The sequence below is a fragment of the Pseudomonas sp. TE21394 genome (assembly GCF_054057835.1).
The window spans coordinates 1,211,155-1,232,467 of the sequence record NZ_JBSRZR010000001.1; the positions used below are offsets into that span (position 1 = coordinate 1,211,155).

Below are 21,313 nucleotides of genomic sequence, written 5' to 3' on the forward strand. Positions count from 1 at the left end.
ATGACTTCATGGACTTTGCTGGCCGAGCAGCCAGCGTACTTCCTCACCCTGGCCACGCTGCTCGGGCTGCTGGTGGGCAGTTTCCTCAATGTGCTGGTGTACCGCCTGCCGATCATGCTGGAGCAGCAATGGCAGCGTGAGGCGCAGGAGGTGCTGGGGCTGCCGACAACGACGCATGAGCGCTTCGACCTGTGGCTGCCGGCCTCGCGTTGCCCGCATTGCGGCCATCGAATACGCGCGTGGGAGAACATTCCGCTCATCAGCTACCTGGCCCTGCGCGGGCGCTGTTCGGCTTGCAAGGCCCGCATCAGCCCGCGTTACCCGTTGGTGGAGGTCGCCAGCGCGCTGCTTTCGCTGGTGGTGGCCTGGCACTTTGGTGCTTCGCCCGAAGCCTTGCTGGCGCTGCCGCTGACCTGGTGCCTGCTGGCGCTGAGCCTGATCGATGCCAGGCACCAGCTGTTGCCAGATGTGCTGGTGCTGCCGATGCTGTGGCTGGGGCTGATCGTCAACGCCTTCGGCCTCTATGTCCCCCTGGCCAGTGCGCTGTGGGGGGCGGTGCTCGGCTACCTCTGCCTATGGACGGTGTACTGGCTGTTCAAGCTGGCCACTGGCAAGGAAGGCATGGGCTATGGCGACTTCAAGCTGATGGCGCTGATCGGGGCCTGGGGTGGCTGGCAGGTATTGCCGTTGACGTTGCTGCTGTCGTCGCTGGTCGGGGCGCTGGTGGGGCTGTGCCTGCTGCGCTTGCGCCAGCATGCCTTGGGCACGGCGATGCCGTTTGGGCCCTATCTGGCGATCGCGGGGTGGATTGCTGTGCTCTGGGGTGATGAAATATACGCCTCATACCTGCAACTGCTTGGATTCTGATGACCACTGCGGCCTTTACCCCCTGGATTCTCGGCCTGACCGGCGGTATCGGCAGCGGCAAGAGCGCCGCTGCCGAGCGTTTCGTCGAGCTTGGCGTGCACCTGGTCGATGCCGACCAGGCGGCACGCTGGGTAGTCGAACCTGGCCGCCCGGCGCTGGCCAGCATCGTCGAGCGCTTCGGCCCTGGCGTGCTGCAAACCGACGGCCAGCTAGACCGCACGGCCCTGCGCCAGCTGATCTTCGCCGACCCGGCGCAACGCAAATGGCTGGAACAATTGCTGCACCCGCTGATCGGCCAGGAAATCTTCACTTACCTGGCCAAGGCCGAGTCGCCGTATGCGGTGTATGTCTCGCCGCTGTTGATCGAGTCGGGGCAATACCAGAAAACCCAACGGGTGCTGGTAGTCGATGCGCCGCAAGAGCTGCAGGTGGCGCGAACCCTGGCGCGGGACAACACCAGTACCGAGCAGGTGCAGGCCATACTCAAGGCCCAGCTGGCGCGTGAAGAGCGTCTGCGCCATGCCGACGATGTGGTGGTCAATGATGGCGACCTCGCCGGGTTGCATGAGCAGATTGACCGCCTGCACCACTTTTACCTGACTTTACGAGGAGGCCAGCCATGAGCCAGCCATTGACCGTCGATTGCCCGACCTGTGGCGCACCAGTGGAATGGAACGAGAAAAGCCCGTTCCGGCCGTTTTGCTCGGACCGTTGCAAGCTGATCGACCTGGGCGCCTGGGCGGCGGAGGAACACAAGATCCCGGGTTCGGACGAGTCCGAGGATGAACTGTATTCGGGGGACCTGGAGCCGCGCCACTGAGCCCACCGCACGCCGCTGGAGGCTGGGCCTTGTGTGGCGGAAGGGCCGCTACGCGGCCCCTTCCATCGCGTCATGGCAACTACTGCCGGGGCTGCTTCGCTGCCCTTTCGCGGCACAAGGCCGCTCCCACAGGAATAACGCCAGCTTTGAACATTTGAGCAAGACAGTTGCTTCCACCGGGGCATGTGGTTGCGCAGCTATCGCTCTTCTTCCTTCCATGGCGCCTGCAGATACCGCGTGCGGTTGAAGGTTTCCAGCCACTCCGGGCAAAACACCACCAGCGCACTGATCACCGTGCCATTGATGAACGCCTCGGGGAACATCATCAGCCACAGGTAGCCGACAAAGTCGCTCAGCCACTCCGGCATGGCGAAGCGCCCGTTCAACCACAGCAAGCCCAACCCGGCCGACAGGCAGGCCAGCACCGTCAGCGCTGCAGGAAAAAAGCCGGAACAGAAGATATACACGAACAGGTTTCTGGGTTGGGCGCGCTCGACCCCTATCGCGCACGCCTCGGCAATCAACACCGGCAAGCCAACCAGCAACAAGCCATTGACCCCCAGCGCGGCCAGGTCCTGGCGCCCGAGCACCAGCAAGCCGAGCTGCGCCATGAAACCGCCCAGTACGGCCAGCGGCCAGTCCAGCAACAGCGTTACCGCCGTCATGCCGATGAAGTGGTACGACACGCCAGTATCGAAATCGCGCCTTACCAGCCACAGGGCAAACAGGCAGAACACCGTGCCGAACAGCAGGTGCTGGCGGCGCCGGTCGGTGAACAGCTCCACCCAGCGCACCTGGCTGGTCGCCCAGATCAGCAACGGTACGTAACCGAGCCAGCCAACGGTAAGGGTGGTGCCGGACAACACCTGCGCGCTGATCACCTGAACCATGCCCCCTGCCTTCGTGTGGATAAGGCCGAGTCTACACCTATTCTCCGCGTCATTCGGCTGCGGGTCGCAGCGCTGCGCGCCATCAACGCCGTGGCGGGCTTTGGCCTGCTGAATTCGCATGGCCGGCAGCAGTGGCCGGTGCTGCACTGATTTTTCCGCACAAACAGCATCTTACCGTCATCGATTAGGGTCTAAGCTTGCCCCATGGATGACTCAGATTACCTGCGCCTGCTTACCATCCAGGCCGAACAAGCCAATGCCTTTCTCTCCAATGCCCGCAAGTGGGAGCGGGAGCGTTGGGTGTGCCAACGCCTGTTGCAGGGGCTGAACATTCCCTACCGCAGCGAGGATTTCACCCCGGCCGGGCAGGAGCCGCCAGACGTGCTGTTCCGCGACGCCGCCTTCGAGGTGTTTTTCGTACTCGACGAGGGCCGCCGGTTGAACGATGAATGGCGCGAAGAGCTGCAACGTCGGCGCAGTGCGTTTTCCCTGGCGCAACTGGTGCGCCGCGAAGCGCGCCCGCGGCGCATCAGTGCCACCGAACTGCTGGGGCGCCTGGCGCCGACCTTGCGCAAGAAGGCACACAACTACCGCGAACGCGGGCTGGAGCTGAACGAGCTGGATATCATCGCCTTCGCCAGCCTCAAGCGCGAGGTGCTCGACCTCAACACCCACTTCCCGCCACCCACCGAATACCTGCGCCAGGGCTGGCGCTCGCTATCGCTGGTCGGGCCGACCTTCGCCCGGGTGCTGTTCGCCCACCCGGATGCGCCGGACTTCCTGCGCGGCAACTTGGGCCGCAGCATCGTGTTCGACGTGGGCATCAGTCTTTGATCCAGTGCAGCGAGTGTTTGCGATGGCGTACACTCGGCGCCGGAGATAGAAGGCATTATCATTTGTTCCAAGCGCCTGCGTGAACGCTGTAGCGTTTGCGCAGTCACAAACGTCTACCTGACGAGGCCACACCATGACCAGCCGCTTGAATCCGGAAGATCAGCGTCGTGTCGATGAGTATCTGCGAGCCCCCCAGCACCAAGTCGAGCGCAGGCCCTTCCGGCCGTGGCTGCTCCTTGTGCTGGTGGTGGCCGTGACCATCGGGTTGGGTCTCATCAGCCGCCTGCTGAGTGGGCTGGTGCTATGAGCTGCTTCGCGCTCGCCCGCCCCTCGCGCAGTTTGCGGCCGGCCCCCTGGGCCAAGAATTCCGTAAACCTTATGAGATATTCCCATGACTCATCGCATTGTGATTGTCGGCGGCGGCGCCGGCGGCCTGGAACTGGCGACCCGCCTGGGTAAAAGCCTGGGCAAGCGCAAGCAGGCCGAGATCACCCTGGTCGACGCCAACCTCACGCATATCTGGAAACCACTGCTGCACGAAGTGGCCGCAGGCTCGCTGAACTCCTCTGAAGACGAACTGAACTACGTGGCCCAGGCCAAGTGGAACCACTTCAACTTCCAGCTGGGGCGCATGAGCGGCCTGGACCGCGAGGGCAAACAGATCCAGCTGGCCGCCACCCTCGACGAGGAGGGCCGCGAGCTGCTGCCTGCGCGTACCCTGGGCTACGACACCCTGGTGATTGCCGTGGGTTCCAATACCAACGACTTCGGCACCCTGGGCGCGGCGCAGCACTGCCTGTTCCTCGATACCCGCAAGCAGGCTGAGCGTTTCCATCAGCAACTGCTCAACCACTACCTGCGCGCCCATGCCGGTGACGTGGCCAGCGAAAAAATCAGCGTGGCCATCGTCGGCGCGGGTGCCACCGGTGTGGAACTGGCGGCCGAGCTGCACCACGCAGCGCACGAACTGGCGGCCTATGGCCTGGACCGTATCCAGCCCAAGGATATGCACATCACCCTGATCGAAGCCGGCCCGCGCGTGCTGCCGGCACTGCCCGAGCGCATCAGCGTGCCGGTGCACAAGACCCTGGAAAAACTTGGGGTGAAGGTAATGACCAACGCGGCCGTCAGTGAAGTGACCGAGGATGGCCTGAAAACCAAGGATGGCGAAGTGATCCAGGCCAGCCTGAAGGTATGGGCGGCGGGTATCCGTGCGCCGGGTTTCCTCAAGGACATCGATGGCCTGGAGACCAACCGCATCAACCAGTTGGTGGTGCGCCCCACCCTGCAGACCACGCGGGACGACAACATCTTTGCCTTCGGCGACTGCGCCGCCTGCCCGCAACCTGGCAGCGATCGCAACGTGCCGCCACGGGCGCAGGCCGCGCACCAGCAGGCCTCGATGCTGGCGCAGAGCCTGAAGGCACGGCTGGAGAACAAGGCGCTGCCGACCTACGCGTACAAGGACTACGGTTCGCTGGTGTCGCTGTCGCGCTTCTCGGCGGTGGGCAACCTGATGGGTAACCTGATGGGCAGTGTGAAACTGGAAGGCTGGCTGGCGCGCATGTTCTATGTGTCGTTGTACCGGATGCACCAGATGGCGCTGTACGGTTTCTTCCGCACTGCGCTGATGATGCTGGGCAGCAAGATTGGCCGGGGTACCGAGCCGCGCCTGAAGCTGCACTGACAGGCATCTGGCTCCACCTGCAAGACCAGGCTTGCCCGCGAAGAAGGCGTCGCGGTGCTGGGCACGGGCTTTGCCCGTGTTCGCGGGGCAAGCCCGCTCCCACAGGAATAACGCCAGCTTTGAACATTTGAGCAAGACAGTTGCGCCCACAGGAAAATACCTGGCGGTCGGCTTGGCGAGGCCGGTGCTGGGCACGGGCTTTGCCCGTGTTCGCGGGGTAAGGCAGCTCCCACCGGAATAACGCCAGCTTTGAACTTTTGAGCAAGACAGTTGCGCCCACAGAAAAATGCCTGACGGTCGGCCTGGCCAGGCCGCGTTGATGGCACATTCTTTGGGGATTAATTCGAGGCAAAAGAAAAAGGGCATCTCATTCGAGATGCCCTTTTTACATGGTGGGTCGTGTAGGATTCGAACCTACGACCAATTGGTTAAAAGCCAACTGCTCTACCAACTGAGCTAACGACCCGGAAAATGGTCGGGGTGAGGGGATTCGAACTCCTGACATCCTGCTCCCAAAGCAGGCGCGCTACCGGACTGCGCTACACCCCGAGATTGGCTCCGCGACCTGGACTCGAACCAGGGACCCAATGATTAACAGTCATTTGCTCTACCGACTGAGCTATCGCGGAACTGAACTTCGGTACAACCTTTACTACTTCGAAGCCGTGTTAGCTTCGGTCTCTTTGGCTATCCGCTTTCGCGTTGTCGCTGCTGAGGCCGGCTATTCTACATTCTTCGTTTTGCTTGTCAACCACTTTTTTTCGTTCAACTTACTGATTTGTAAGTTGTTTTGCGATCCCCGATGGTGCTGGTGATTCGCTTAGTGCCTGACAACGCGGCGTATATTAGGGGCACTCGATTTCGGATGCAAGCAAAAATTTCAAAATTTTCAGAAACTTATCACCTCACCTGCAGCGGGATGAAAAAAGCCCCGCCGAAGCGGGGCTTAGGGGTCAGGCGAAGACAATCTCCTCGCCTTCCACCTTGGCGGTAATCGCCGTACCGGGCATGAACTTGCCTGCCAGGATCAGCTGCGCCAGCGGGTTCTCGATCCAGCGCTGGATGGCCCGCTTCAGCGGCCGTGCGCCATACACCGGGTCGTAACCCACGGCAATCAGCTTGTCCAGGGCTTCCGGGCTCAGGCTCAGCGACAGTTCGCGCTCCTGCAGACGGCTGCGCAGGCGGCCCAGCTGAATTTCGGTAATACCGGCAATCTGTTCACGGCCCAATGGCTCGAACACCACCACTTCGTCGATACGGTTGATGAATTCCGGGCGGAAGTGCGCACCCACCGCATCCATCACCGCTGCCCGCTGTGCCTCGCGGTCTCCCACCAGTTCCTGGATCTGCGCCGAGCCCAGGTTGGACGTCATCACGATCACCGTGTTGCGGAAGTCCACGGTGCGCCCGTGGCTGTCGGTCAGGCGGCCGTCCTCAAGCACCTGCAACAGCACGTTGAACACATCCGGGTGAGCCTTTTCCACCTCGTCCAGCAGCACCACCGAATAAGGCTTGCGCCGTACCGCCTCGGTCAGGTAACCGCCCTCTTCATAGCCCACATAGCCTGGCGGGGCACCAATCAGGCGCGCCACGGAGTGCTTCTCCATGAACTCGGACATGTCGATGCGCACCATGGCCTCTTCGGTGTCGAACAGGAACTCGGCCAGCGCCTTGCACAGCTCGGTCTTGCCCACACCGGTCGGGCCGAGGAACAGGAACGAGCCACTGGGCCGGTTCGGATCGGACAACCCGGCACGCGAGCGGCGCACGGCGTTGGACACGGCAGTAACCGCCTCGCCCTGGCCGATCACCCGCTGGTGCAGCAGCTCTTCCATCTTCAGCAGCTTCTCACGCTCACCTTCGAGCATCTTGGCCACTGGGATACCGGTCCATTTGGACACCACTTCGGCAATTTCTTCCTCGGTCACCTTGTTGCGCAGCAACTGGTTGTCGGACTTGCCGTGCTGGTCGACCATCTGCAGGCTGCGCTCCAGGTCGGGGATCACTCCGTACTGCAGCTCGGCCATGCGGCTGAGGTCGCCTTTGCGACGGGCGGCTTCCAGTTCCTGACGAGCCTGCTCGATCTTTTGCTGGATCTGCGCCGAACCCTGCACTTCGGCTTTCTCCGACGCCCAGATTTCCTCCAGGTCGGCGTATTCACGCTCCAGCCGGGTAATTTCCTCGGTCAGTTTCTCCAGGCGTTTCTTCGCAGCTTCGTCTTCTTCCTTCTTCAGCGCCTGCGATTCCACCTTGAGCTGGATCAGGCGACGGTCGAGCCGGTCGAGCACTTCCGGCTTGGAGTCGATCTCCATGCGGATGCGGCTGGCCGCTTCGTCGATCAGGTCGATGGCCTTGTCCGGCAACTGGCGGTCGGTGATGTAGCGGTGGCTGAGCTTGGCCGCGGCGATGATGGCGCCGTCGGTGATAGCGACCTTGTGGTGCACTTCATAGCGCTCCTTCAGGCCACGCAGGATGGCGATGGTATCTTCCTCGCTCGGCTCCTCGACCAGTACCTTCTGGAAACGCCGCTCCAGCGCCGCGTCCTTCTCGATGAACTGGCGGTACTCGTTGAGTGTGGTCGCGCCGACACAGTGCAGCTCGCCTCGGGCCAGGGCCGGCTTGAGCATGTTGCCGGCGTCCATGGCGCCCTCGCCCTTGCCAGCGCCGACCATGGTGTGCAGTTCGTCGATGAACAGGATGATCTGGCCTTCCTGCTTGGACAGTTCATTGAGCAGGCCTTTGAGCCGCTCTTCGAACTCGCCGCGGTACTTGGCGCCAGCGATCAGCGCGCCCATGTCCAGCGCCAGCAAGCGCTTGCCCTTGAGGCCGTCCGGCACTTCACCGTTGATGATGCGCTGCGCCAGGCCTTCGGCGATGGCGGTCTTGCCGACCCCAGGTTCGCCGATCAGCACCGGGTTGTTCTTGGTCCGGCGTTGCAATACCTGTACGGTACGGCGGATTTCGTCGTCACGGCCGATCACCGGGTCCAGCTTGCCTTCCTCGGCCCGCTTGGTCAGGTCGACGGTGTACTTGTCCAGCGCCTGGCGCGATTCCTCGGCGTTGGCGTCGTTGACTGCCGCACCGCCGCGCAGGTTGTTGATGGCGTTTTCCAGGGCCTTCTTGCTGACGCCCTGGCCGAGCAGCAACTTGCCGAGCTTGCTGTTCTCGTCCATGGCGGCCAGCAACACCAGTTCGCTGGAGATGAACTGGTCACCTTTCTGCTGGGCCAGACGGTCGGCCTGGTTGAGCAGGCGCGCCAGGTCCTGCGACATGTTCACGTCGCCGGTCGGGTTCTGGATTTTCGGCAGATGGTCGAGTTCCTTCACCAGCGCCTGGCGCAGGCTGTTGATATCGAAGCCTACCTGCATCAGCAGCGGCTTGATCGAACCACCCTGCTGCTCGAGCAGCGCCTGCAGCAGGTGCACGGGCTCGATGGCTGGGTGGTCCATGCCAACGGCCAGGGACTGGGCATCGGATATGGCAAGCTGCAGCTTGCTGGTCAAACGGTCTATTCGCATGGGATACCTTCCTTTTAAAGGGCAGGTCGGAGCGATGGACAGCGCCTGTTGATGAAGAAACCTGCCTGAGATGACCTTATAGATAAGGCTGATTGTGGAAGATTCAAGCGTAGCGGGGTTGACCGAAGTCAACCTGTTGGATTAGCGATGGGGCAGTTCGCAGGCGTGCCCGCGAAGAGGTGCTACAGGCTAGCGCGGCGCCAGCCACACAAGGGACGCAAAGCGCCCACCGTGCGGGGTGCGCCGATAGGAGAAGAACCGCTCGTCGCTGACCGTGCACCAGCCACCGCCATAAACGGCAGTCACCCCACACGCCGCCAGGCGAATGCGTGCCAGTTGATAGATGTCGGCCACCAGCTTGCCTGGCCGCTCGCCATCGACAAAGGCCCGCGCCGCTTCGGGGTGCACCGCCGTAAAGGCATCGCGCACTTCCAGGCCAACTTCGAAAGCCTGCGGCCCGATCGCCGGGCCCAGCCATACCAGCACCTCTTCAGGCGGCAAAGCCAGGCGGCCGAGCGTGGCTTCCAGTACACCCCCAGCCAGCCCGCGCCAGCCGGCATGCGCCGCGGCCACGCGGGTACCGGCACGGTCGCAGAACAGCGCCGGCAGGCAATCGGCAGTCATCACCGCGCAAGCAATGCCTGGCTGGTCGGTCCAGCTGGCGTCGGCCTCGGCGACCACGCCCGGGTCGGCATCGGCCACCACCAGGCCGTGCACCTGCTTGAGCCAGGCCGGCTGGATGGCGAGCTCATCGCTCAGACGGCGACGGTTCTCGGCCACCGCCGCCGGGTCGTCCCCAACGTGGTCGCCAAGGTTGAAGGTTTCGTAGGGCGGCACGCTGACGCCGCCCTGGCGTGTGGTGACGCAGGCGCGCACCGAGGCCGGGGCCGGCCAGTCGGGATACAGCAGCGTCTGCGTCAGGCCACTCATCCGATAAAGCTCTCGCGGTCCTGGTTCAGCAGCGACAGCAACCAGACGAAGTCATCCGGCAGTGGCGATTCCCACTTCATGACTTCACCGGTAATCGGGTGGGCCAACGCGAGGAAGCGCGCATGCAGCGCCTGACGCGGGAAGGTTTTCACCGCCTCGACCATGGTCGGGCTGGCAGCTGGTGGAATCCGGAAGCGGCCACCGTAGGTCTGGTCGCCGACCAGCGGGAACCCTACATGCGCCATGTGCACGCGGATCTGGTGGGTACGACCGGTCTCCAGCTTGACCCGCACGTGGGTGTGCGAGCGGAAGCGCTTGAGCACACGGTAGTGGCTGACCGCCGGCTTGCCGCCGTCGGTGACCGCCATGCGCTGGCGCATGCCGCCATGGCGACCGATCGGGGCATCGATCTTGCCGCCTGCGGTCACCACGCCAATCACGATGCACTCGTAGATGCGGCTGACCTTGCGCGCCTGCATCTGCTCGACCAGCCTGGTCTGCGCTTGCAAGGTCTTGGCCACCACCATCAGACCGGTGGTGTCCTTGTCCAGGCGGTGCACGATACCGGCGCGCGGTACGTTGACGATGTCCGGCACATGGTGCAGCAACGCATTGAGCAGGGTGCCACTGGCATGCCCGGCGGCCGGGTGCACAACCAGCCCGGCAGGCTTGTTGATCACCATGATGTGGTCGTCCTCGTAGACGATATCCAGTTCGATATCTTCTGCGACCCACTCACCCTGGGCCTCTTGCTCGGCCTCCAGGATAAGCTGCGAGCCACCATGGACGAGGTCTCGAGGGCGCACTACCGCGCCATCGACCGTCAGGCGGCCCTCTTTGATCCACGAAGTTAGCCGCGAACGCGAGTACTCGGCGAACAATTGGGCGGCGACCTGGTCGAGGCGTTGACCGCCCAGTTCGGACGGCACCTCTGCGCTAAGTTGAATGATCTCGGACATGCTCGATTCGGCGGGCGCACAGCCTTTGGTTTCGGCTGCGAGCTTGTGGTTAAATACGGCTTCTTTTGTCCCGGGGTTGGCCGGGGCGCTCATCATAACAGGACGGCACCGCCCAAGACAGCGGCCGTCAAAGGGACGCAAGCCGCCATGCAAGTGAAACACCTGCTGCTGATCGCCATCCTCGGGCTCACCGCGGCCTGTTCCTCCAATAAGGAAGTCATTGACGAGAACCTCAGCGAAGCCGAGCTGTACCAGCAGGCGCAGGCTGACCTGGACAACTCCAGCTACACCAGCGCCGTGAACAAGCTCAAGGCCCTGGAGTCGCGTTATCCGTTCGGCCGCTATGCCGACCAGGCGCAGCTCGAGCTGATCTACGCCAACTACAAGAACTCGGAGCCCGAAGCTGCCAAGTCGGCCGCCGAGCGCTTCATCCGGCTGCACCCGCAGCACCCGAACGTCGACTACGCCTACTACCTCAAGGGCCTGACCTCGTTCGACCAGGACCGCGGCCTGCTGGCGCGCTTCCTGCCGCTGGACATGACCAAGCGTGACCCGGGTGCCGCCCGCGACTCGTACAATGAGTTCGCCCAGCTGACCAGCCGTTTCCCCAACAGCCGCTACGCGCCTGATGCCAAGCAGCGCATGATCTACCTGCGCAACCTGCTGGCCGCATACGAAATCCATGTGGCCGACTACTACCTGAGCCGCCAGGCCTATGTGGCCGCGGCCAACCGTGGCCGCTACGTGGTGGAAAACTTCCAGGAAACCCCGTCGGTCGGTGATGGCCTGGCGGTAATGGTCGAGTCATACCAGAAGATGCACCTGGACGAACTGGCGGCCACCAGCCTGGAAACCCTCAAGCTCAACTACCCGGACCACCCGAGCCTGGTCGATGGCCAGTTCCAGCCCAAACAGACCGAGTCTGACGGCCGTGGCTGGCTGTCCAAGGCCACCCTGGGCCTGATCGAAACCGACACCCCGCTGCCGCCGGGCGAAACCCGCGCCAACCAGGATGTGGTCAAACAGTTCCAGGACGCGCGTGACGAGATGCCGCAAGAACTGCTGCCGAAAGACGAGAACGGTGACCCGATCGTGCCGGAAGGGCCGAAGGAAGCCGAGCAGGACCGCTCCTGGTTCAGCTACATGACCTTTGGTCTGTTCGACTGACCTGCTGCGGTAGGTGAAAGGGAGGCCCTGGGTCTCCCTTTTTTATTGGCCGCGCCCTAGACTGTCGGCTTCTTCAACCGACAAGCTGGACACCATGGTTCGCTTACTTTTCTGGATCGCCCTGATCGCCGCCGCGTTCTGGCTGTGGCGCAAATTCAAAGTCAGCCAACAGTCGCGCCCCGACGCCAGGCTGGATGCGCCGCTGAAGATGGTGCGCTGTGCCCATTGTGGCGTGCACCTGCCCAATGACCGGGCGCTGCAGCAGGGCAACGAGTGGTATTGCAGCCAGGCGCACCTGCAGCAAGGGCCGGGGCAATCCCGCTAGGCCCCCGGGGCTGCCGTGCAGCCCCGATGATTTCAGCCCAACCGCCCAGCCGGTGCATACGGCGCCGGGTCGATGACCGGCTCGGCCCCGGTCAGCAAATCGGTAAACAGCTGGCATGAGGCAGGCGCCAGCACCAACCCGTTACGGTAGTGCCCGCAGTTCAGCCACAACCCTTGGTGCCCCGGCACCGGCCCGATGTAGGGAATGCCTTGCGGCGAGCCCGGCCGCAGCCCGGCCCAATGCGCCACCACCTCAGCCCCTTCAAGCCCTGGCAGCAACTCCACTGCCGATGCCTTCAGGCTCTCCAACGCATCAACCGTGGGCGTCTTGTCAAACCCGGCATGCTCCAGCGTACTGCCCACCAGAATGTGGCCGTCGCGCCGCGGGATCGCATACCGACCTTTGGCCAGTACCATGCTTGGCAGGAAATCTTCGGCACACTTGAACAGAATCATCTGCCCTTTCACCGGCTCCACCGGCAGCGCCAGGCCAAGCGTACGCAGCAGCTCGCCACTCCAGGCACCGGCGCTGAGCACCACCTCATCCGCCGCCAGCACGCCGTCGCCCGTCCGCACACCGGTCACCCGGCCGTCGCGCTCGACGAAGCCGGTTATCTTGCAATGTTCACGCAAGGTCACGTTGGGCAGCGCCAGCAAGGCCGCCTTGAGGGATTTCACCAGGCGTGGATTGCGCACGTTGGCCACGCCGGCCATGTAGATGGCCCGGCGGAAGCCCGGGCCCAGGCCCGGTACCGCGTCATAGGCCGCGGAAATGTCCACCGCACTCAGCGGCCGCTGTTCGCGCACGGCCCAGGCCAGCGCTTCGGCTTCGTCGTCCAGGTCGAGCCAGTACAGCCCCGTGGTGTGTACTTCCGGGTCGACGCCAGTGCTGGCGAACAGGCGCTCGCCCAGCTGTGGATAAAAGTCCTGCGACCAGTGCGCCAGCGCCGTCACTGCCGGGCTGTAGCGCCACGGGTACAGCGGCGAAACGATGCCGCCGCCGGCCCAGGACGACTCGCGGCCGACCTCGCCCTGGTCACACACCACCACCTGCCCGACTTTCGCGGCCAGGTTGAATGCCGTCAGCAGGCCGATCACCCCGCCGCCGACCACCACTACTTGCTTGCTCATCTGTCGATCCAACATCTGAAGTAATTCCGCGATGCACCCGGCATCATTCAACCTTCAGCTTCCCCAGCAGTGTGCACTGTCGCCAACGGCGCCCGGATTGCTCCTTACGCCAGCCTGGTCGAGCTGGAAGTCACCACAGCGGTCCTGCGCCATCAGTCCGCCCGGCAGCCGCCGGGCGCGCAAGGTGAAAATGTCCTTGTCGCGCTGGGCCTGCAGGTCGTAGTAGCGGTTACCAACTGGCAAGCCTGGCTCGCCTTCGGCGTACTGGCCGGTGAGCACGCGGTGGCGCTCCAGGCGCAGGGCGGCATCTTGCAGCAGGCCGACCGCCTCGCTGCGTGCAGCGCGCCGGAGCTGGTCGTGGTAACTGGGGTAGGCAATGGCTGCCAGAATGCCGATGACCGCCAGCACAATCAACAATTCAATCAGGCTAAAGCCTTGCTGCATGTCAGTCTCCTCGCAATCTTTGCCGCCAGGTAACACGGCGGGTTGTGCCGTCAACCACGGCATAGACCGCTTCCAGCACATATCGCGGCTCGGCTTGCAGGCTGACCGCAGTGACCCTGAACAGGGTGACCTGCTGCCCTTCTGGCACATGCACGGCACGGCCGCTGGTACCCAGGTTCTGTACCTGGAAAAAACCGTCCCGGGCGCGCTGCCAGGGCCCGACCAGGTCGTGCGGTCGGCCAGGCGGTAGGCACGCAGAACAAAGCTCCGGGGGAGCCCGCCGCAGCTCCCCCTCCCCTGCCAGCAAGGTTGCCTCAGCCTGCTCCAGCGCCAGCAGGCCATCGCGCTGGTAGCCGGTCAGCCGTGTCTCCACCAACGCTTCACGCAGCGCTGATGCCGCAAGCAGGCCGAGCAACAGACTGAGCACCAGGGCCAACAGCATAACCACGCCACGCTGGCGGCTCATGGCGACGCTACCGGGTTGCGAATTGCCACGCTCAACGCGTGCTGCTGGCGGATGCCCGAGGACGGCTCGTGCAACGTCAGAGCGATATCGACCCGCTCCCCGCCCGACGTTTGTACACGTTCGATACGCATGTCCTGCACATTCTCCACGAGCGGCTGCAGGCTGCCTGCTGCCCGCTTGAACTTCAGGGTGTTGCCCTGCAGCTGGTAGACGTATCTGCTGATGGGGTAGGCCAGCGGGTAGAACTTGCCCTCGTCGCGTTCTTTTTCCACCACCACTTCCTTGGCGCAATCAGTCTGCACGAACCATTCCGGCGCCCCGGGGTGGCCGCGCATCTCTGCCACCACCAGGCGAAGTGTGGCCCCCTCGATTTCCAGGGGACGAGCAAAAGCCTGTCGTGCTGCCGGACTCCTGATATCGCCGGGCTGCAAGCGCAGGCAACCGAACATCCCTGCCATGCGTATGTCCTGAGCCATGCGCAGCAGCGCCAGACGGGCCTCACTGTGCATGCGCACCGCGGTACTTTGCAGGCGCCAGCTCTGGTGGGCAGAGACGAACAGCTGGCCGACCGCTGCCATCAGCATCAGGCCGAGGGCCAGCGCCAACGTCATCTCCAGCAGGCCGAACCCGTCCTGGCGACGCTTCACTGTCGCCCCCGTTCATGTTCGCTATGCGCGGCCATGGCCGCCTGGCCATCGCGGCGCGCGCCTTCCACGGCCTGCAATGCCTGCAGTTGCAGGCCTGCCGCAGCAAACAGGCCGACCGCCACTACCACCACCGCCAGGAGCACTTCCAGCAGTGTCATGCCTCGTTGAACTACCTGCATCCCTGCACCTCCTGAGACTTTTCCCGCAATTGCCTTGAACTCGGGCGACTGGTGCTCCTGTCCAACGACCGAGAAGCTATAGCCAAGCACTTCCATGGAGGAATGCACGGTGAAGCAACGAGGCGTAACACTGATTCAAATGTTGTCAGCGTTGGCAGTGGCGGTATTGCTGACCCAGCTAGGCATGCCGGCCTATGCCCGGTTGAGCGACGACTTGCACAGGGCGGCTGCCGCCCGCGACCTGGCGCAGGCCCTGCGCAGTGCGCGCAGCCATGCCATGTTGCAAAGCCAGCCAGTGCTGGTGCAGCCGCTGGACGGTAAGTGGGGGAACGGATGGCGGGTGCTGCTGGAACATAACCAGCAAGTGTTGCGTGAACAGCGTCTTTCACGGCCGCTGGAGATTGCAGGCAATAGTGGCGGGCAGGTGAAATTCAGCGCGCTGGGTGTTCCGCTGGGCCCGGGCAACCAGTTGCTGGCGGCCACGCTGCGTGTTTGCGAACGGGCGTCAGGCGAGAGCCGCTATAAGGTGGTGCTGGCATCGACCGGCAGAGTCAGGCTGGATACAGAGGCCGCCCCACACACCCAGTGCCCGGCCGCCCGGCCCTGAACCGGGCTCATCGCCGGCAAGCCAGCAATGAGCCCGGGACTGGGTCACGTCAAATCAGCGAACGAACCCGCAGCTCTTTGGGCATGGAGAAGGTGATGTTCTCTTCACGCCCATCCAGCTCTTCAGCGCCGGTAGCGCCCCAGGCCTTGAGCTGCTCGATCACGCCACGCACCAGCACTTCGGGGGCCGAAGCGCCGGCAGTAATGCCGATTCGCGCCTTCTGCTCGAACCAGCCACGTTGCAGGTCTTCGGCGCCGTCGATCAGGTAGGCCGGAGTGCCCATGCGCTCGGCCAGCTCGCGCAGGCGGTTGGAGTTGGAACTGTTCGGGCTGCCAACCACCAGTACCACGTCGCACTCGTCCGCCAGTTGCTTCACCGCATCCTGGCGGTTCTGGGTGGCGTAGCAGATGTCGTCCTTGCGCGGGCCGCCGATGTTCGGGAAGCGTGCGCGCAGGGCGTCGATGACGCGGCTGGTGTCGTCCATCGACAGCGTGGTCTGGGTGACGAAGGCCAGGTGGTCCGGGTCTTTCACCTGCAGGTTGGCGACATCCTCCTCGTCCTCGACGAGATAGATTGCGCCACCGTTGCTGGCGTCGTACTGGCCCATGGTGCCCTCGACTTCCGGGTGCCCTTCGTGGCCGATAAGGATGCACTCACGGCCATCGCGGCTGTATTTGGCCACTTCGATGTGCACCTTGGTCACCAGCGGGCAAGTCGCGTCGAACACTTTCAGGCCACGGCCTGCGGCTTCCTGGCGCACGGCCTGGGAAACCCCGTGGGCACTGAAGATGACGATGACGTCGTCCGGCACCTGGTCCAGCTCCTCGACGAAGATGGCACCACGGTTGCGCAGGTCTTCCACCACGAACTTGTTGTGCACCACTTCGTGACGCACATAGATCGGCGGGCCGAAGACTTCCAGCGCGCGGTTGACGATCTCGATCGCCCGGTCGACCCCCGCGCAGAAGCCGCGAGGGTTGGCGAGTTTGATTTGCATGTTCGGCTCCAGGCTTACAGGGCCTTGACCTCGAGGATCTCCACCTCGAAGGTCAGGGTCTTGCCAGCCAGTGGGTGATTGAAGTCGATGGTCACCTGGTCGTCATCGAATGCCTTGACCACACCCGGCAGCTCGGTGTTGGCGGCGTCGTTGAAGATGATCAGCAACCCTTCGGACAGCTCCATGCCCTCGAACTGGGACCGCGGCATGACTTGCACGTTCTGCGGGTTGGGCTGGCCGAAGGCGTTCTCCGGGGCCACTACCACGTTGCGCTTGTCACCTGCCTTGAAGCCGAACAGGGCATTCTCGAACCCTGGCAGCAGGTTGCCATCGCCCACCTTGAAAGTGGCCGGGGCCTTGTCGAAGGTACTGTCGACGGTATCGCCGTTTTCCAGGTGCAGCGCGAAGTGCAGGGTGACTTCGGTGTTCTGGCCGATACGGGTGTCAGTCATGGACCGGATCCTCGGACTTCTTGCTCTTGAACATATCCAGCGCCAGCATCACCGCACCAACGGTAATGGCGCTGTCGGCCAGGTTGAAGGCCGGGAAGTAATGGCGGTTCTGCCAGTGCACCAGGATGAAGTCGACCACATGGCCGAGCACGACGCGGTCGTACAGGTTGCCGATCGCCCCACCCAGCACCAGCGCCAGCGCCACGGCCAGCCAGGTCTCGTTGCGCCCCAGGCGCTTGAGCCACACCACCAGCACGGCGCTGACCACCACGGCGATCAGGGCGAACAACCAGCGCTGCCAGCCGGAGCTTTCCGCCAGGAAGCTGAAGGCCGCGCCGGTGTTGTAGGCCAGGGTCCAGCTGAAGTAGTCGGGAATCACGACGATCTGCTGGTACATGGTCAGGGCGTTGTTGAAATACAGCTTGGTGGCCTGGTCGAGGACCACGACCAACAGGCTCAGCCAAAGCCATGCAAGGCGCCCGAAGCGCCCCGCTGCAGGGTTAGGCATAGTGGCGCACCTCACCCGAGCCGCTCAGGTTGTCGACGCAACGGCCGCAGATTTCCGGATGCTCCGGATGGCTGCCAACGTCGGCGCGGAAGTGCCAGCAACGGCCGCACTTGGCGTGGCCGGACTTGACCACCTTCAGCTTGAGGCCTTCGACTTCGGTGGCCACGGCTTCGGCCGGCGCCTGGGCGAATGGCACCACGCTGGCGGCCGAGGTGATCAGCACGAAGCGCAGTTCATCGCCCAGCTTGCCCAGGTCGGCGCTCAGGCCTTCATCGGCATACAGGGTAACTTCGGCCTGCAGGTTGCCGCCGATGACCTTGGCGGTACGCTGGTTCTCCAGCTCCTTGTTGACCGAAGCCTTCACCGCCATCACGCGGTCCCAGTAGGCGCGGTCCAGCTCGGTGCCTTCCGGCAATTCGCTCAGGCCCTCGTACCAGCCATTGAGCATCACCGACTCGTTGCGCTCGCCCGGCAGGTATTGCCAGATTTCGTCGGCGGTGAACGCCAGGATCGGGGCGATCCAGCGCACCAGCGCTTCGCTGATGTGGTATAGCGCGGTCTGGCAGGAACGGCGGGCGACACTATTGGCACCGGTAGTGTACTGGCGGTCCTTGATGATATCGAGGTAGAAGCCACCCAGTTCCTGCACACAGAAGTTGTGCACCTTGGAGTAGACGTTCCAGAAACGGTACTCGCTGTAGTGCTCTTCCAGTTCGCGTTGCAGCAGCAGGGTGCGGTCCACCGCCCAGCGGTCCAGCGCCAGCATGTCTTGCGGGGCCAGCAGGTCCCGGGCCGGGTCGAAGCCGGACAGGTTGGACAGCAGGAAGCGCGCGGTATTGCGGATACGGCGGTAGGCGTCGGCGCTACGCTGCAGGATCTGCTCGGAAACAGCCATCTCGCCGGAGTAGTCGGTGGCGGCGACCCACAGACGCAGAATGTCGGCACCCAGGGTGTTGTTGACCTTTTCCGGCTCGATGGTGTTACCCAGCGACTTGGACATCTTGCGGCCGTTCTCGTCCACGGTGAAGCCGTGGGTCAGCAGCTCGCGATACGGCGCATGGCCGTCGATGGCGCAGCCGGTCAGCAGCGAAGAGTGGAACCAGCCGCGGTGCTGGTCGGAGCCTTCCAGGTACAGGTCGGCACGCGGGCCGGTGGCGTGACCGATGTCGTGCGAACCACGCAGTACATGCCAGTGAGTGGTACCGGAGTCGAACCAGACGTCGAGGGTGTCGGCGATCTTGTCGTACTGCTCGGCCTCGGCGCCCAGCAGTTCGGCAGCGTCCAGCTTGAACCAGGCCTCGATGCCCTGCTGCTCGACGCGCTTGGCCACTTCTTCCATCAGCTCGACGGTGCGCGGGTGCAGCTCACCGGTCTGCTTGTGCAGGAAGAACGGGATCGGCACGCCCCAGTTGCGCTGACGCGAGATGCACCAGTCCGGGCGGTTGGCGATCATCGCGTGCAGGCGCGCCTGGCCCCAGGCAGGCACGAACCTGGTGTCCTCGATGGCTTTCAGGGCACGCTCACGCAGCGGCTCGCCGGTGGACGGTTGCTTGTCCATGCCCACGAACCACTGCGCGGTGGCGCGGTAGATCAGCGGGGTCTTGTGGCGCCAGCAGTGCATGTAGCTGTGGCTGATGGTTTCGGTGTGCATCAGCGCACCGACTTCGCTCAGCTTGTCGACGATGGCCGGGTTGGCCTTCCAGATAAACTGGCCGCCGAAGAATGGCAGCGAATCCACATACACGCCGTTGCTCTGCACCGGGGTGAGGATGTCGTCGTTGACCATGCCGTAGCGCTTGCAGGTGACGAAGTCGTCTTCACCGTAGGCTGGCGAGGAGTGCACCACGCCGGTACCGGCGCCCAGTTCGACGTAGTCGGCCAGGTACACCGGCGACAGGCGATCGTAGAACGGGTGACGGAAGTTGATCAGCTCCAGTGCCGAACCCGGGGCGGTGGCGATGACCGAGCCTTCCAGGTTGTAGCGTTTCAGGCACGACTCGACCAGTTCTTCGGCCAGCACCAGCAGGCGCGCGCCGGTATCGACCAGGGCGTACTTGAACTCGGGGTGGATGTTCAGCGCCTGGTTGGCCGGGATGGTCCACGGCGTGGTGGTCCAGATCACGATGGCGGCCGGCCTGACCAGCGCATCAAGGCCGAACGCGGCGGCCAGCTTGGCCTCGTCGGCAACCGGGAAGGCGACATCGATGGTCTGCGATTTCTTGTCGGCGTACTCGACTTCGGCTTCGGCCAGCGCCGAGCCGCAATCGAAGCACCAGTTCACCGGCTTCAGGCCCTTGAACACGAAGCCTTGCTTGACCATCTCGGCCAGGGCGCGGATTTCACCGGCCTCGTTGGCAAAGTTCATGGTCTTGTACGGGTTGTCCCAGTCACCCAGCACGCCCAGGCGGATGAACTCGGTCTTCTGCCCTTCGATCTGCTCGGCGGCATACTCGCGGCACAGCTCGCGGGTGCGGTCGGCGGACAGGTGCTTGCCGTGGGTAACCTCGACCTTGTGCTCGATCGGCAGGCCATGGCAGTCCCAGCCCGGCACGTACGGCGCATCGAAGCCGGCCAGGGTCTTGGAACGGACGATCATGTCCTTGAGGATCTTGTTCAGCGCATGACCGATGTGAATCTTGCCGTTGGCATAGGGCGGGCCGTCGTGCAGGACGAACTTGGGACGATCCTTGCCAATTTCGCGCAGCTTCTGGTACAGGCCAATGCTGTCCCAGCGCTGCAGGATCTGCGGTTCGCGCTGAGGCAGGCCGGCCTTCATGGGGAAGGCGGTGTCCGGAAGGTTTAGCGTGGCTTTGTAGTCGGTCATTTCAGGCTCTTCGTTAGCGGTTGAGCGTGCCAATGTGCACGTGCGGCGGCGATATCCGCATCGATCGCCGACTTCAGCGCCTCCAGGGAGGCGAAACGCTGCTCTTCACGCAGCTTGTGGTGGAACTTCACCGTCAGGCGCCGGCCATACAGGTCGCCGGCATAGTCCAGCAGATGAATTTCCAGGTGCGGGCGCCCGTCACCGGCAACGGTGGGACGCACGCCGATATTGCCGACACCCGGCCAGGCCTTGCCGTCGATCTCGATGCTGGCCAGGTAGACCCCGGACAGCGGCACGCGGCGGCGTTTGAGCTGGATGTTGGCAGTGGGTGTGCCGAGCTGGCGGGCCAGCTTCTGGCCGTGCAGCACGCAGCCGCTGATACTGTAGGGGCGGCCCAGCAGGTGCTCGGCAAGTTCGAAGTTGCCCTCGGACAGCGCCTTGCGCACTTCGGTGCTGCTGACCCGCAGGCCGTCCTGGACCACCGTATTGGCGGCCTCGACGCTGAAGCCGTACTGCTTGCCGGCATCGACCAGGAAGGCAAAATCGCCGGCGCGGTCGCAGCCAAAGCGGAAGTCATCGCCGACTTCGAGGTGGCGTACCCCCAGGCCGTCGACGAGGATGGTCTTGACGAAGGCATCGGCGCCGAGCTTGCTCAGGCGCTGGTTGAATGCCAGGCACAGGACCTGGTCGATGCCTTCGGCCGCCAGCAGCTCGACCTTGTCACGCAGGCGGGCCAGGCGCGCCGGCGCGGTATCGGGGGCGAAGTATTCGCGTGGTTGGGGCTCGAAGATCACCACGCAGGTTGGCAGGCCCAAGGCCTGGCCGCGCTCGCGCAGACGCCCCAGGATAGCCTGGTGGCCGCGGTGAACCCCGTCGAAGTTGCCAATGGTGGCGACACAGCCCCGGTGCTCGGGGCGCAGGTTGTGAAGACCTCGAACCAGCTGCATAACGCGCTTCTTGCTCATAAAGTGGCCGATTATAACCACACCCGGGCGCCGGTGACAGGCAGCAGCGCCCAAGGGCGGCGTGGAATGCGAAAAACCGACGCCTGACCCGCCCGAT

General features: G+C 63.7%; 23 protein-coding genes and 3 tRNA genes. 9 read left to right on the forward strand and 17 right to left on the reverse strand.

The window, feature by feature from the left end; all coding sequences use genetic code 11:
• From ACVWZT_RS05615 to yacG, 3 genes are read left to right on the forward strand one after another with little or no spacing between them, the layout of a single operon-like run.
• Entirely contained in the window at positions 1–867 is an 867-nt protein-coding gene (locus tag ACVWZT_RS05615) for a prepilin peptidase (RefSeq protein WP_457468526.1), read from the forward strand.
• On the forward strand, positions 867–1,490 hold the full coding sequence (gene coaE / locus ACVWZT_RS05620; RefSeq protein WP_457468528.1) for a dephospho-CoA kinase: 624 nt from the start codon (positions 867–869) through the stop codon (positions 1,488–1,490). The genes ACVWZT_RS05615 and coaE overlap by 1 nt, the downstream gene beginning before the upstream one ends.
• Positions 1,487–1,687 carry a DNA gyrase inhibitor YacG gene (gene yacG, locus ACVWZT_RS05625; protein WP_170028160.1) on the forward strand — a complete coding sequence of 67 codons (201 nt, stop codon included), beginning with the start codon at positions 1,487–1,489 and terminating at the stop codon, positions 1,685–1,687. Before coaE ends, yacG begins: the two co-directional genes overlap by 4 nt.
• 197 nt (positions 1,688–1,884) lie before the next feature.
• Here the strand turns inward: yacG and ACVWZT_RS05630 are convergent, their stop codons facing one another.
• Positions 1,885–2,577 carry an energy-coupling factor ABC transporter permease gene (locus ACVWZT_RS05630; protein WP_457468530.1) on the reverse strand — a complete coding sequence of 231 codons (693 nt, stop codon included), beginning with the start codon at positions 2,575–2,577 and terminating at the stop codon, positions 1,885–1,887.
• Between the two features lie 204 nt (positions 2,578–2,781).
• Here ACVWZT_RS05630 and ACVWZT_RS05635 point away from each other — a divergent pair, with 204 nt between their 5' ends.
• The 3 genes from ACVWZT_RS05635 (at position 2,782) to ACVWZT_RS05645 (ending at position 5,098) form a co-directional block, all read left to right on the forward strand.
• Entirely contained in the window at positions 2,782–3,411 is a 630-nt protein-coding gene (locus tag ACVWZT_RS05635) for a DUF1780 domain-containing protein (RefSeq protein ID WP_013970766.1), read from the forward strand.
• Between the two features lie 133 nt (positions 3,412–3,544).
• Positions 3,545–3,718, forward strand: a complete 174-nt coding sequence (locus ACVWZT_RS05640) for a DUF3094 family protein (protein ID WP_013970765.1) — start codon at positions 3,545–3,547, stop codon at positions 3,716–3,718.
• An 84-nt stretch (positions 3,719–3,802) separates the two neighbouring features.
• Positions 3,803–5,098 (forward strand): NAD(P)/FAD-dependent oxidoreductase, encoded by a 1,296-nt coding sequence (locus ACVWZT_RS05645; protein WP_225780299.1) that lies wholly within the window; start codon positions 3,803–3,805, stop codon positions 5,096–5,098.
• A 390-nt stretch (positions 5,099–5,488) separates the two neighbouring features.
• On the opposite strand, the gene ACVWZT_RS05650 is transcribed toward ACVWZT_RS05645, so the two are convergent.
• The 6 genes from ACVWZT_RS05650 to rluD all read right to left on the reverse strand — a co-directional run bounded on the left by ACVWZT_RS05650 (position 5,489) and on the right by rluD (position 10,505).
• Positions 5,489–5,564 (reverse strand) — tRNA-Lys (locus tag ACVWZT_RS05650).
• A 6-nt stretch (positions 5,565–5,570) separates the two neighbouring features.
• Positions 5,571–5,647, reverse strand: a tRNA-Pro gene (locus ACVWZT_RS05655).
• Between the two features lie 4 nt (positions 5,648–5,651).
• A tRNA-Asn gene (locus ACVWZT_RS05660) sits at positions 5,652–5,727 on the reverse strand.
• A 324-nt stretch (positions 5,728–6,051) separates the two neighbouring features.
• Positions 6,052–8,616 (reverse strand): ATP-dependent chaperone ClpB, encoded by a 2,565-nt coding sequence (gene clpB, locus ACVWZT_RS05665; protein WP_296231923.1) that lies wholly within the window; start codon positions 8,614–8,616, stop codon positions 6,052–6,054.
• Positions 8,617–8,805: 189 nt separating this feature from the next.
• Complete coding sequence (gene pgeF / locus ACVWZT_RS05670) at positions 8,806–9,546, reverse strand: peptidoglycan editing factor PgeF (protein WP_457468532.1); 741 nt, start codon at positions 9,544–9,546, stop codon at positions 8,806–8,808.
• Positions 9,543–10,505, reverse strand: coding sequence for a 23S rRNA pseudouridine(1911/1915/1917) synthase RluD (gene rluD / locus ACVWZT_RS05675; RefSeq protein ID WP_170028155.1), 963 nt, complete (start codon positions 10,503–10,505; stop codon positions 9,543–9,545). Before rluD ends, pgeF begins: the two co-directional genes overlap by 4 nt.
• A 147-nt stretch (positions 10,506–10,652) precedes the next feature.
• On the opposite strand from rluD, the gene ACVWZT_RS05680 reads away from it, so the two are divergent.
• A complete protein-coding gene (locus ACVWZT_RS05680) occupies positions 10,653–11,672 on the forward strand; it encodes an outer membrane protein assembly factor BamD (protein WP_225780296.1) in 1,020 nt (339 codons plus the stop codon).
• 94 nt (positions 11,673–11,766) lie between these two features.
• On the forward strand, positions 11,767–11,997 hold the full coding sequence (locus ACVWZT_RS05685; protein ID WP_296231925.1) for a PP0621 family protein: 231 nt from the start codon (positions 11,767–11,769) through the stop codon (positions 11,995–11,997).
• Between the two features lie 32 nt (positions 11,998–12,029).
• On the opposite strand, the gene thiO is transcribed toward ACVWZT_RS05685, so the two are convergent.
• From thiO to ACVWZT_RS05710, 5 genes are read right to left on the reverse strand one after another with little or no spacing between them, the layout of a single operon-like run.
• On the reverse strand, positions 12,030–13,127 hold the full coding sequence (thiO, locus tag ACVWZT_RS05690; RefSeq protein WP_457468535.1) for a glycine oxidase ThiO: 1,098 nt from the start codon (positions 13,125–13,127) through the stop codon (positions 12,030–12,032).
• A gap of 54 nt (positions 13,128–13,181) precedes the next feature.
• A complete protein-coding gene (locus tag ACVWZT_RS05695; protein ID WP_296231927.1) occupies positions 13,182–13,571 on the reverse strand; it encodes a type IV pilin protein in 390 nt (129 codons plus the stop codon).
• Between the two features lies 1 nt (position 13,572).
• On the reverse strand, positions 13,573–14,037 hold the full coding sequence (locus ACVWZT_RS05700; RefSeq protein ID WP_457468537.1) for a hypothetical protein: 465 nt from the start codon (positions 14,035–14,037) through the stop codon (positions 13,573–13,575).
• Entirely contained in the window at positions 14,034–14,684 is a 651-nt protein-coding gene (locus tag ACVWZT_RS05705) for a PilW family protein (protein ID WP_457468538.1), read from the reverse strand. Before ACVWZT_RS05705 ends, ACVWZT_RS05700 begins: the two co-directional genes overlap by 4 nt.
• On the reverse strand, positions 14,681–14,863 hold the full coding sequence (locus tag ACVWZT_RS05710) for a prepilin-type N-terminal cleavage/methylation domain-containing protein (RefSeq protein ID WP_296231931.1): 183 nt from the start codon (positions 14,861–14,863) through the stop codon (positions 14,681–14,683). Before ACVWZT_RS05710 ends, ACVWZT_RS05705 begins: the two co-directional genes overlap by 4 nt.
• A gap of 109 nt (positions 14,864–14,972) precedes the next feature.
• On the opposite strand from ACVWZT_RS05710, the gene ACVWZT_RS05715 reads away from it, so the two are divergent.
• Positions 14,973–15,470 carry a GspH/FimT family pseudopilin gene (locus tag ACVWZT_RS05715; protein WP_296231934.1) on the forward strand — a complete coding sequence of 166 codons (498 nt, stop codon included), beginning with the start codon at positions 14,973–14,975 and terminating at the stop codon, positions 15,468–15,470.
• 49 nt (positions 15,471–15,519) lie between these two features.
• On the opposite strand, the gene ispH is transcribed toward ACVWZT_RS05715, so the two are convergent.
• The 5 genes from ispH to ribF are packed head-to-tail and all read right to left on the reverse strand — an operon-like array spanning position 15,520 to position 21,198.
• Complete coding sequence (gene ispH / locus ACVWZT_RS05720; RefSeq protein ID WP_186674026.1) at positions 15,520–16,467, reverse strand: 4-hydroxy-3-methylbut-2-enyl diphosphate reductase; 948 nt, start codon at positions 16,465–16,467, stop codon at positions 15,520–15,522.
• A gap of 14 nt (positions 16,468–16,481) precedes the next feature.
• Complete coding sequence (gene fkpB / locus ACVWZT_RS05725) at positions 16,482–16,919, reverse strand: FKBP-type peptidyl-prolyl cis-trans isomerase (RefSeq protein WP_186674028.1); 438 nt, start codon at positions 16,917–16,919, stop codon at positions 16,482–16,484.
• Entirely contained in the window at positions 16,912–17,427 is a 516-nt protein-coding gene (gene lspA / locus ACVWZT_RS05730; protein ID WP_296231936.1) for a signal peptidase II, read from the reverse strand. Before lspA ends, fkpB begins: the two co-directional genes overlap by 8 nt.
• Positions 17,420–20,251 (reverse strand): isoleucine--tRNA ligase, encoded by a 2,832-nt coding sequence (gene ileS, locus ACVWZT_RS05735; protein ID WP_457468541.1) that lies wholly within the window; start codon positions 20,249–20,251, stop codon positions 17,420–17,422. The genes lspA and ileS overlap by 8 nt, the downstream gene beginning before the upstream one ends.
• Entirely contained in the window at positions 20,248–21,198 is a 951-nt protein-coding gene (ribF, locus tag ACVWZT_RS05740; protein ID WP_457468543.1) for a bifunctional riboflavin kinase/FAD synthetase, read from the reverse strand. Before ribF ends, ileS begins: the two co-directional genes overlap by 4 nt.
• Positions 21,199–21,313 lie beyond the last annotated feature (115 nt).

What these genes read in the sequence shown, in the direction of transcription:
- ACVWZT_RS05630 (WP_457468530.1), bottom strand. Translation starts at nt 2,577, where the DNA reads ATGGTTCAGGTGATCAGCGCGCAGGTGTTGTCCGGCACCACCCTTACC.
- clpB (WP_296231923.1), bottom strand. Translation starts at nt 8,616, where the DNA reads ATGCGAATAGACCGTTTGACCAGCAAGCTGCAGCTTGCCATATCCGAT.
- ispH (WP_186674026.1), bottom strand. Translation starts at nt 16,467, where the DNA reads ATGCAAATCAAACTCGCCAACCCTCGCGGCTTCTGCGCGGGGGTCGAC.
- ACVWZT_RS05635 (WP_013970766.1), top strand. Translation starts at nt 2,782, where the DNA reads ATGGATGACTCAGATTACCTGCGCCTGCTTACCATCCAGGCCGAACAA.
- ACVWZT_RS05700 (WP_457468537.1), bottom strand. Translation starts at nt 14,037, where the DNA reads ATGAGCCGCCAGCGTGGCGTGGTTATGCTGTTGGCCCTGGTGCTCAGT.
- thiO (WP_457468535.1), bottom strand. Translation starts at nt 13,127, where the DNA reads ATGAGCAAGCAAGTAGTGGTGGTCGGCGGCGGGGTGATCGGCCTGCTG.
- ACVWZT_RS05685 (WP_296231925.1), top strand. Translation starts at nt 11,767, where the DNA reads ATGGTTCGCTTACTTTTCTGGATCGCCCTGATCGCCGCCGCGTTCTGG.
- ileS (WP_457468541.1), bottom strand. Translation starts at nt 20,251, where the DNA reads ATGACCGACTACAAAGCCACGCTAAACCTTCCGGACACCGCCTTCCCC.
- ACVWZT_RS05710 (WP_296231931.1), bottom strand. Translation starts at nt 14,863, where the DNA reads ATGCAGGTAGTTCAACGAGGCATGACACTGCTGGAAGTGCTCCTGGCG.
- coaE (WP_457468528.1), top strand. Translation starts at nt 867, where the DNA reads ATGACCACTGCGGCCTTTACCCCCTGGATTCTCGGCCTGACCGGCGGT.
- ACVWZT_RS05640 (WP_013970765.1), top strand. Translation starts at nt 3,545, where the DNA reads ATGACCAGCCGCTTGAATCCGGAAGATCAGCGTCGTGTCGATGAGTAT.
- ACVWZT_RS05645 (WP_225780299.1), top strand. Translation starts at nt 3,803, where the DNA reads ATGACTCATCGCATTGTGATTGTCGGCGGCGGCGCCGGCGGCCTGGAA.
- ACVWZT_RS05695 (WP_296231927.1), bottom strand. Translation starts at nt 13,571, where the DNA reads ATGCAGCAAGGCTTTAGCCTGATTGAATTGTTGATTGTGCTGGCGGTC.
- rluD (WP_170028155.1), bottom strand. Translation starts at nt 10,505, where the DNA reads ATGTCCGAGATCATTCAACTTAGCGCAGAGGTGCCGTCCGAACTGGGC.
- fkpB (WP_186674028.1), bottom strand. Translation starts at nt 16,919, where the DNA reads ATGACTGACACCCGTATCGGCCAGAACACCGAAGTCACCCTGCACTTC.
- yacG (WP_170028160.1), top strand. Translation starts at nt 1,487, where the DNA reads ATGAGCCAGCCATTGACCGTCGATTGCCCGACCTGTGGCGCACCAGTG.
- lspA (WP_296231936.1), bottom strand. Translation starts at nt 17,427, where the DNA reads ATGCCTAACCCTGCAGCGGGGCGCTTCGGGCGCCTTGCATGGCTTTGG.
- pgeF (WP_457468532.1), bottom strand. Translation starts at nt 9,546, where the DNA reads ATGAGTGGCCTGACGCAGACGCTGCTGTATCCCGACTGGCCGGCCCCG.
- ribF (WP_457468543.1), bottom strand. Translation starts at nt 21,198, where the DNA reads ATGCAGCTGGTTCGAGGTCTTCACAACCTGCGCCCCGAGCACCGGGGC.
- ACVWZT_RS05615 (WP_457468526.1), top strand. Translation starts at nt 1, where the DNA reads ATGACTTCATGGACTTTGCTGGCCGAGCAGCCAGCGTACTTCCTCACC.
- ACVWZT_RS05680 (WP_225780296.1), top strand. Translation starts at nt 10,653, where the DNA reads ATGCAAGTGAAACACCTGCTGCTGATCGCCATCCTCGGGCTCACCGCG.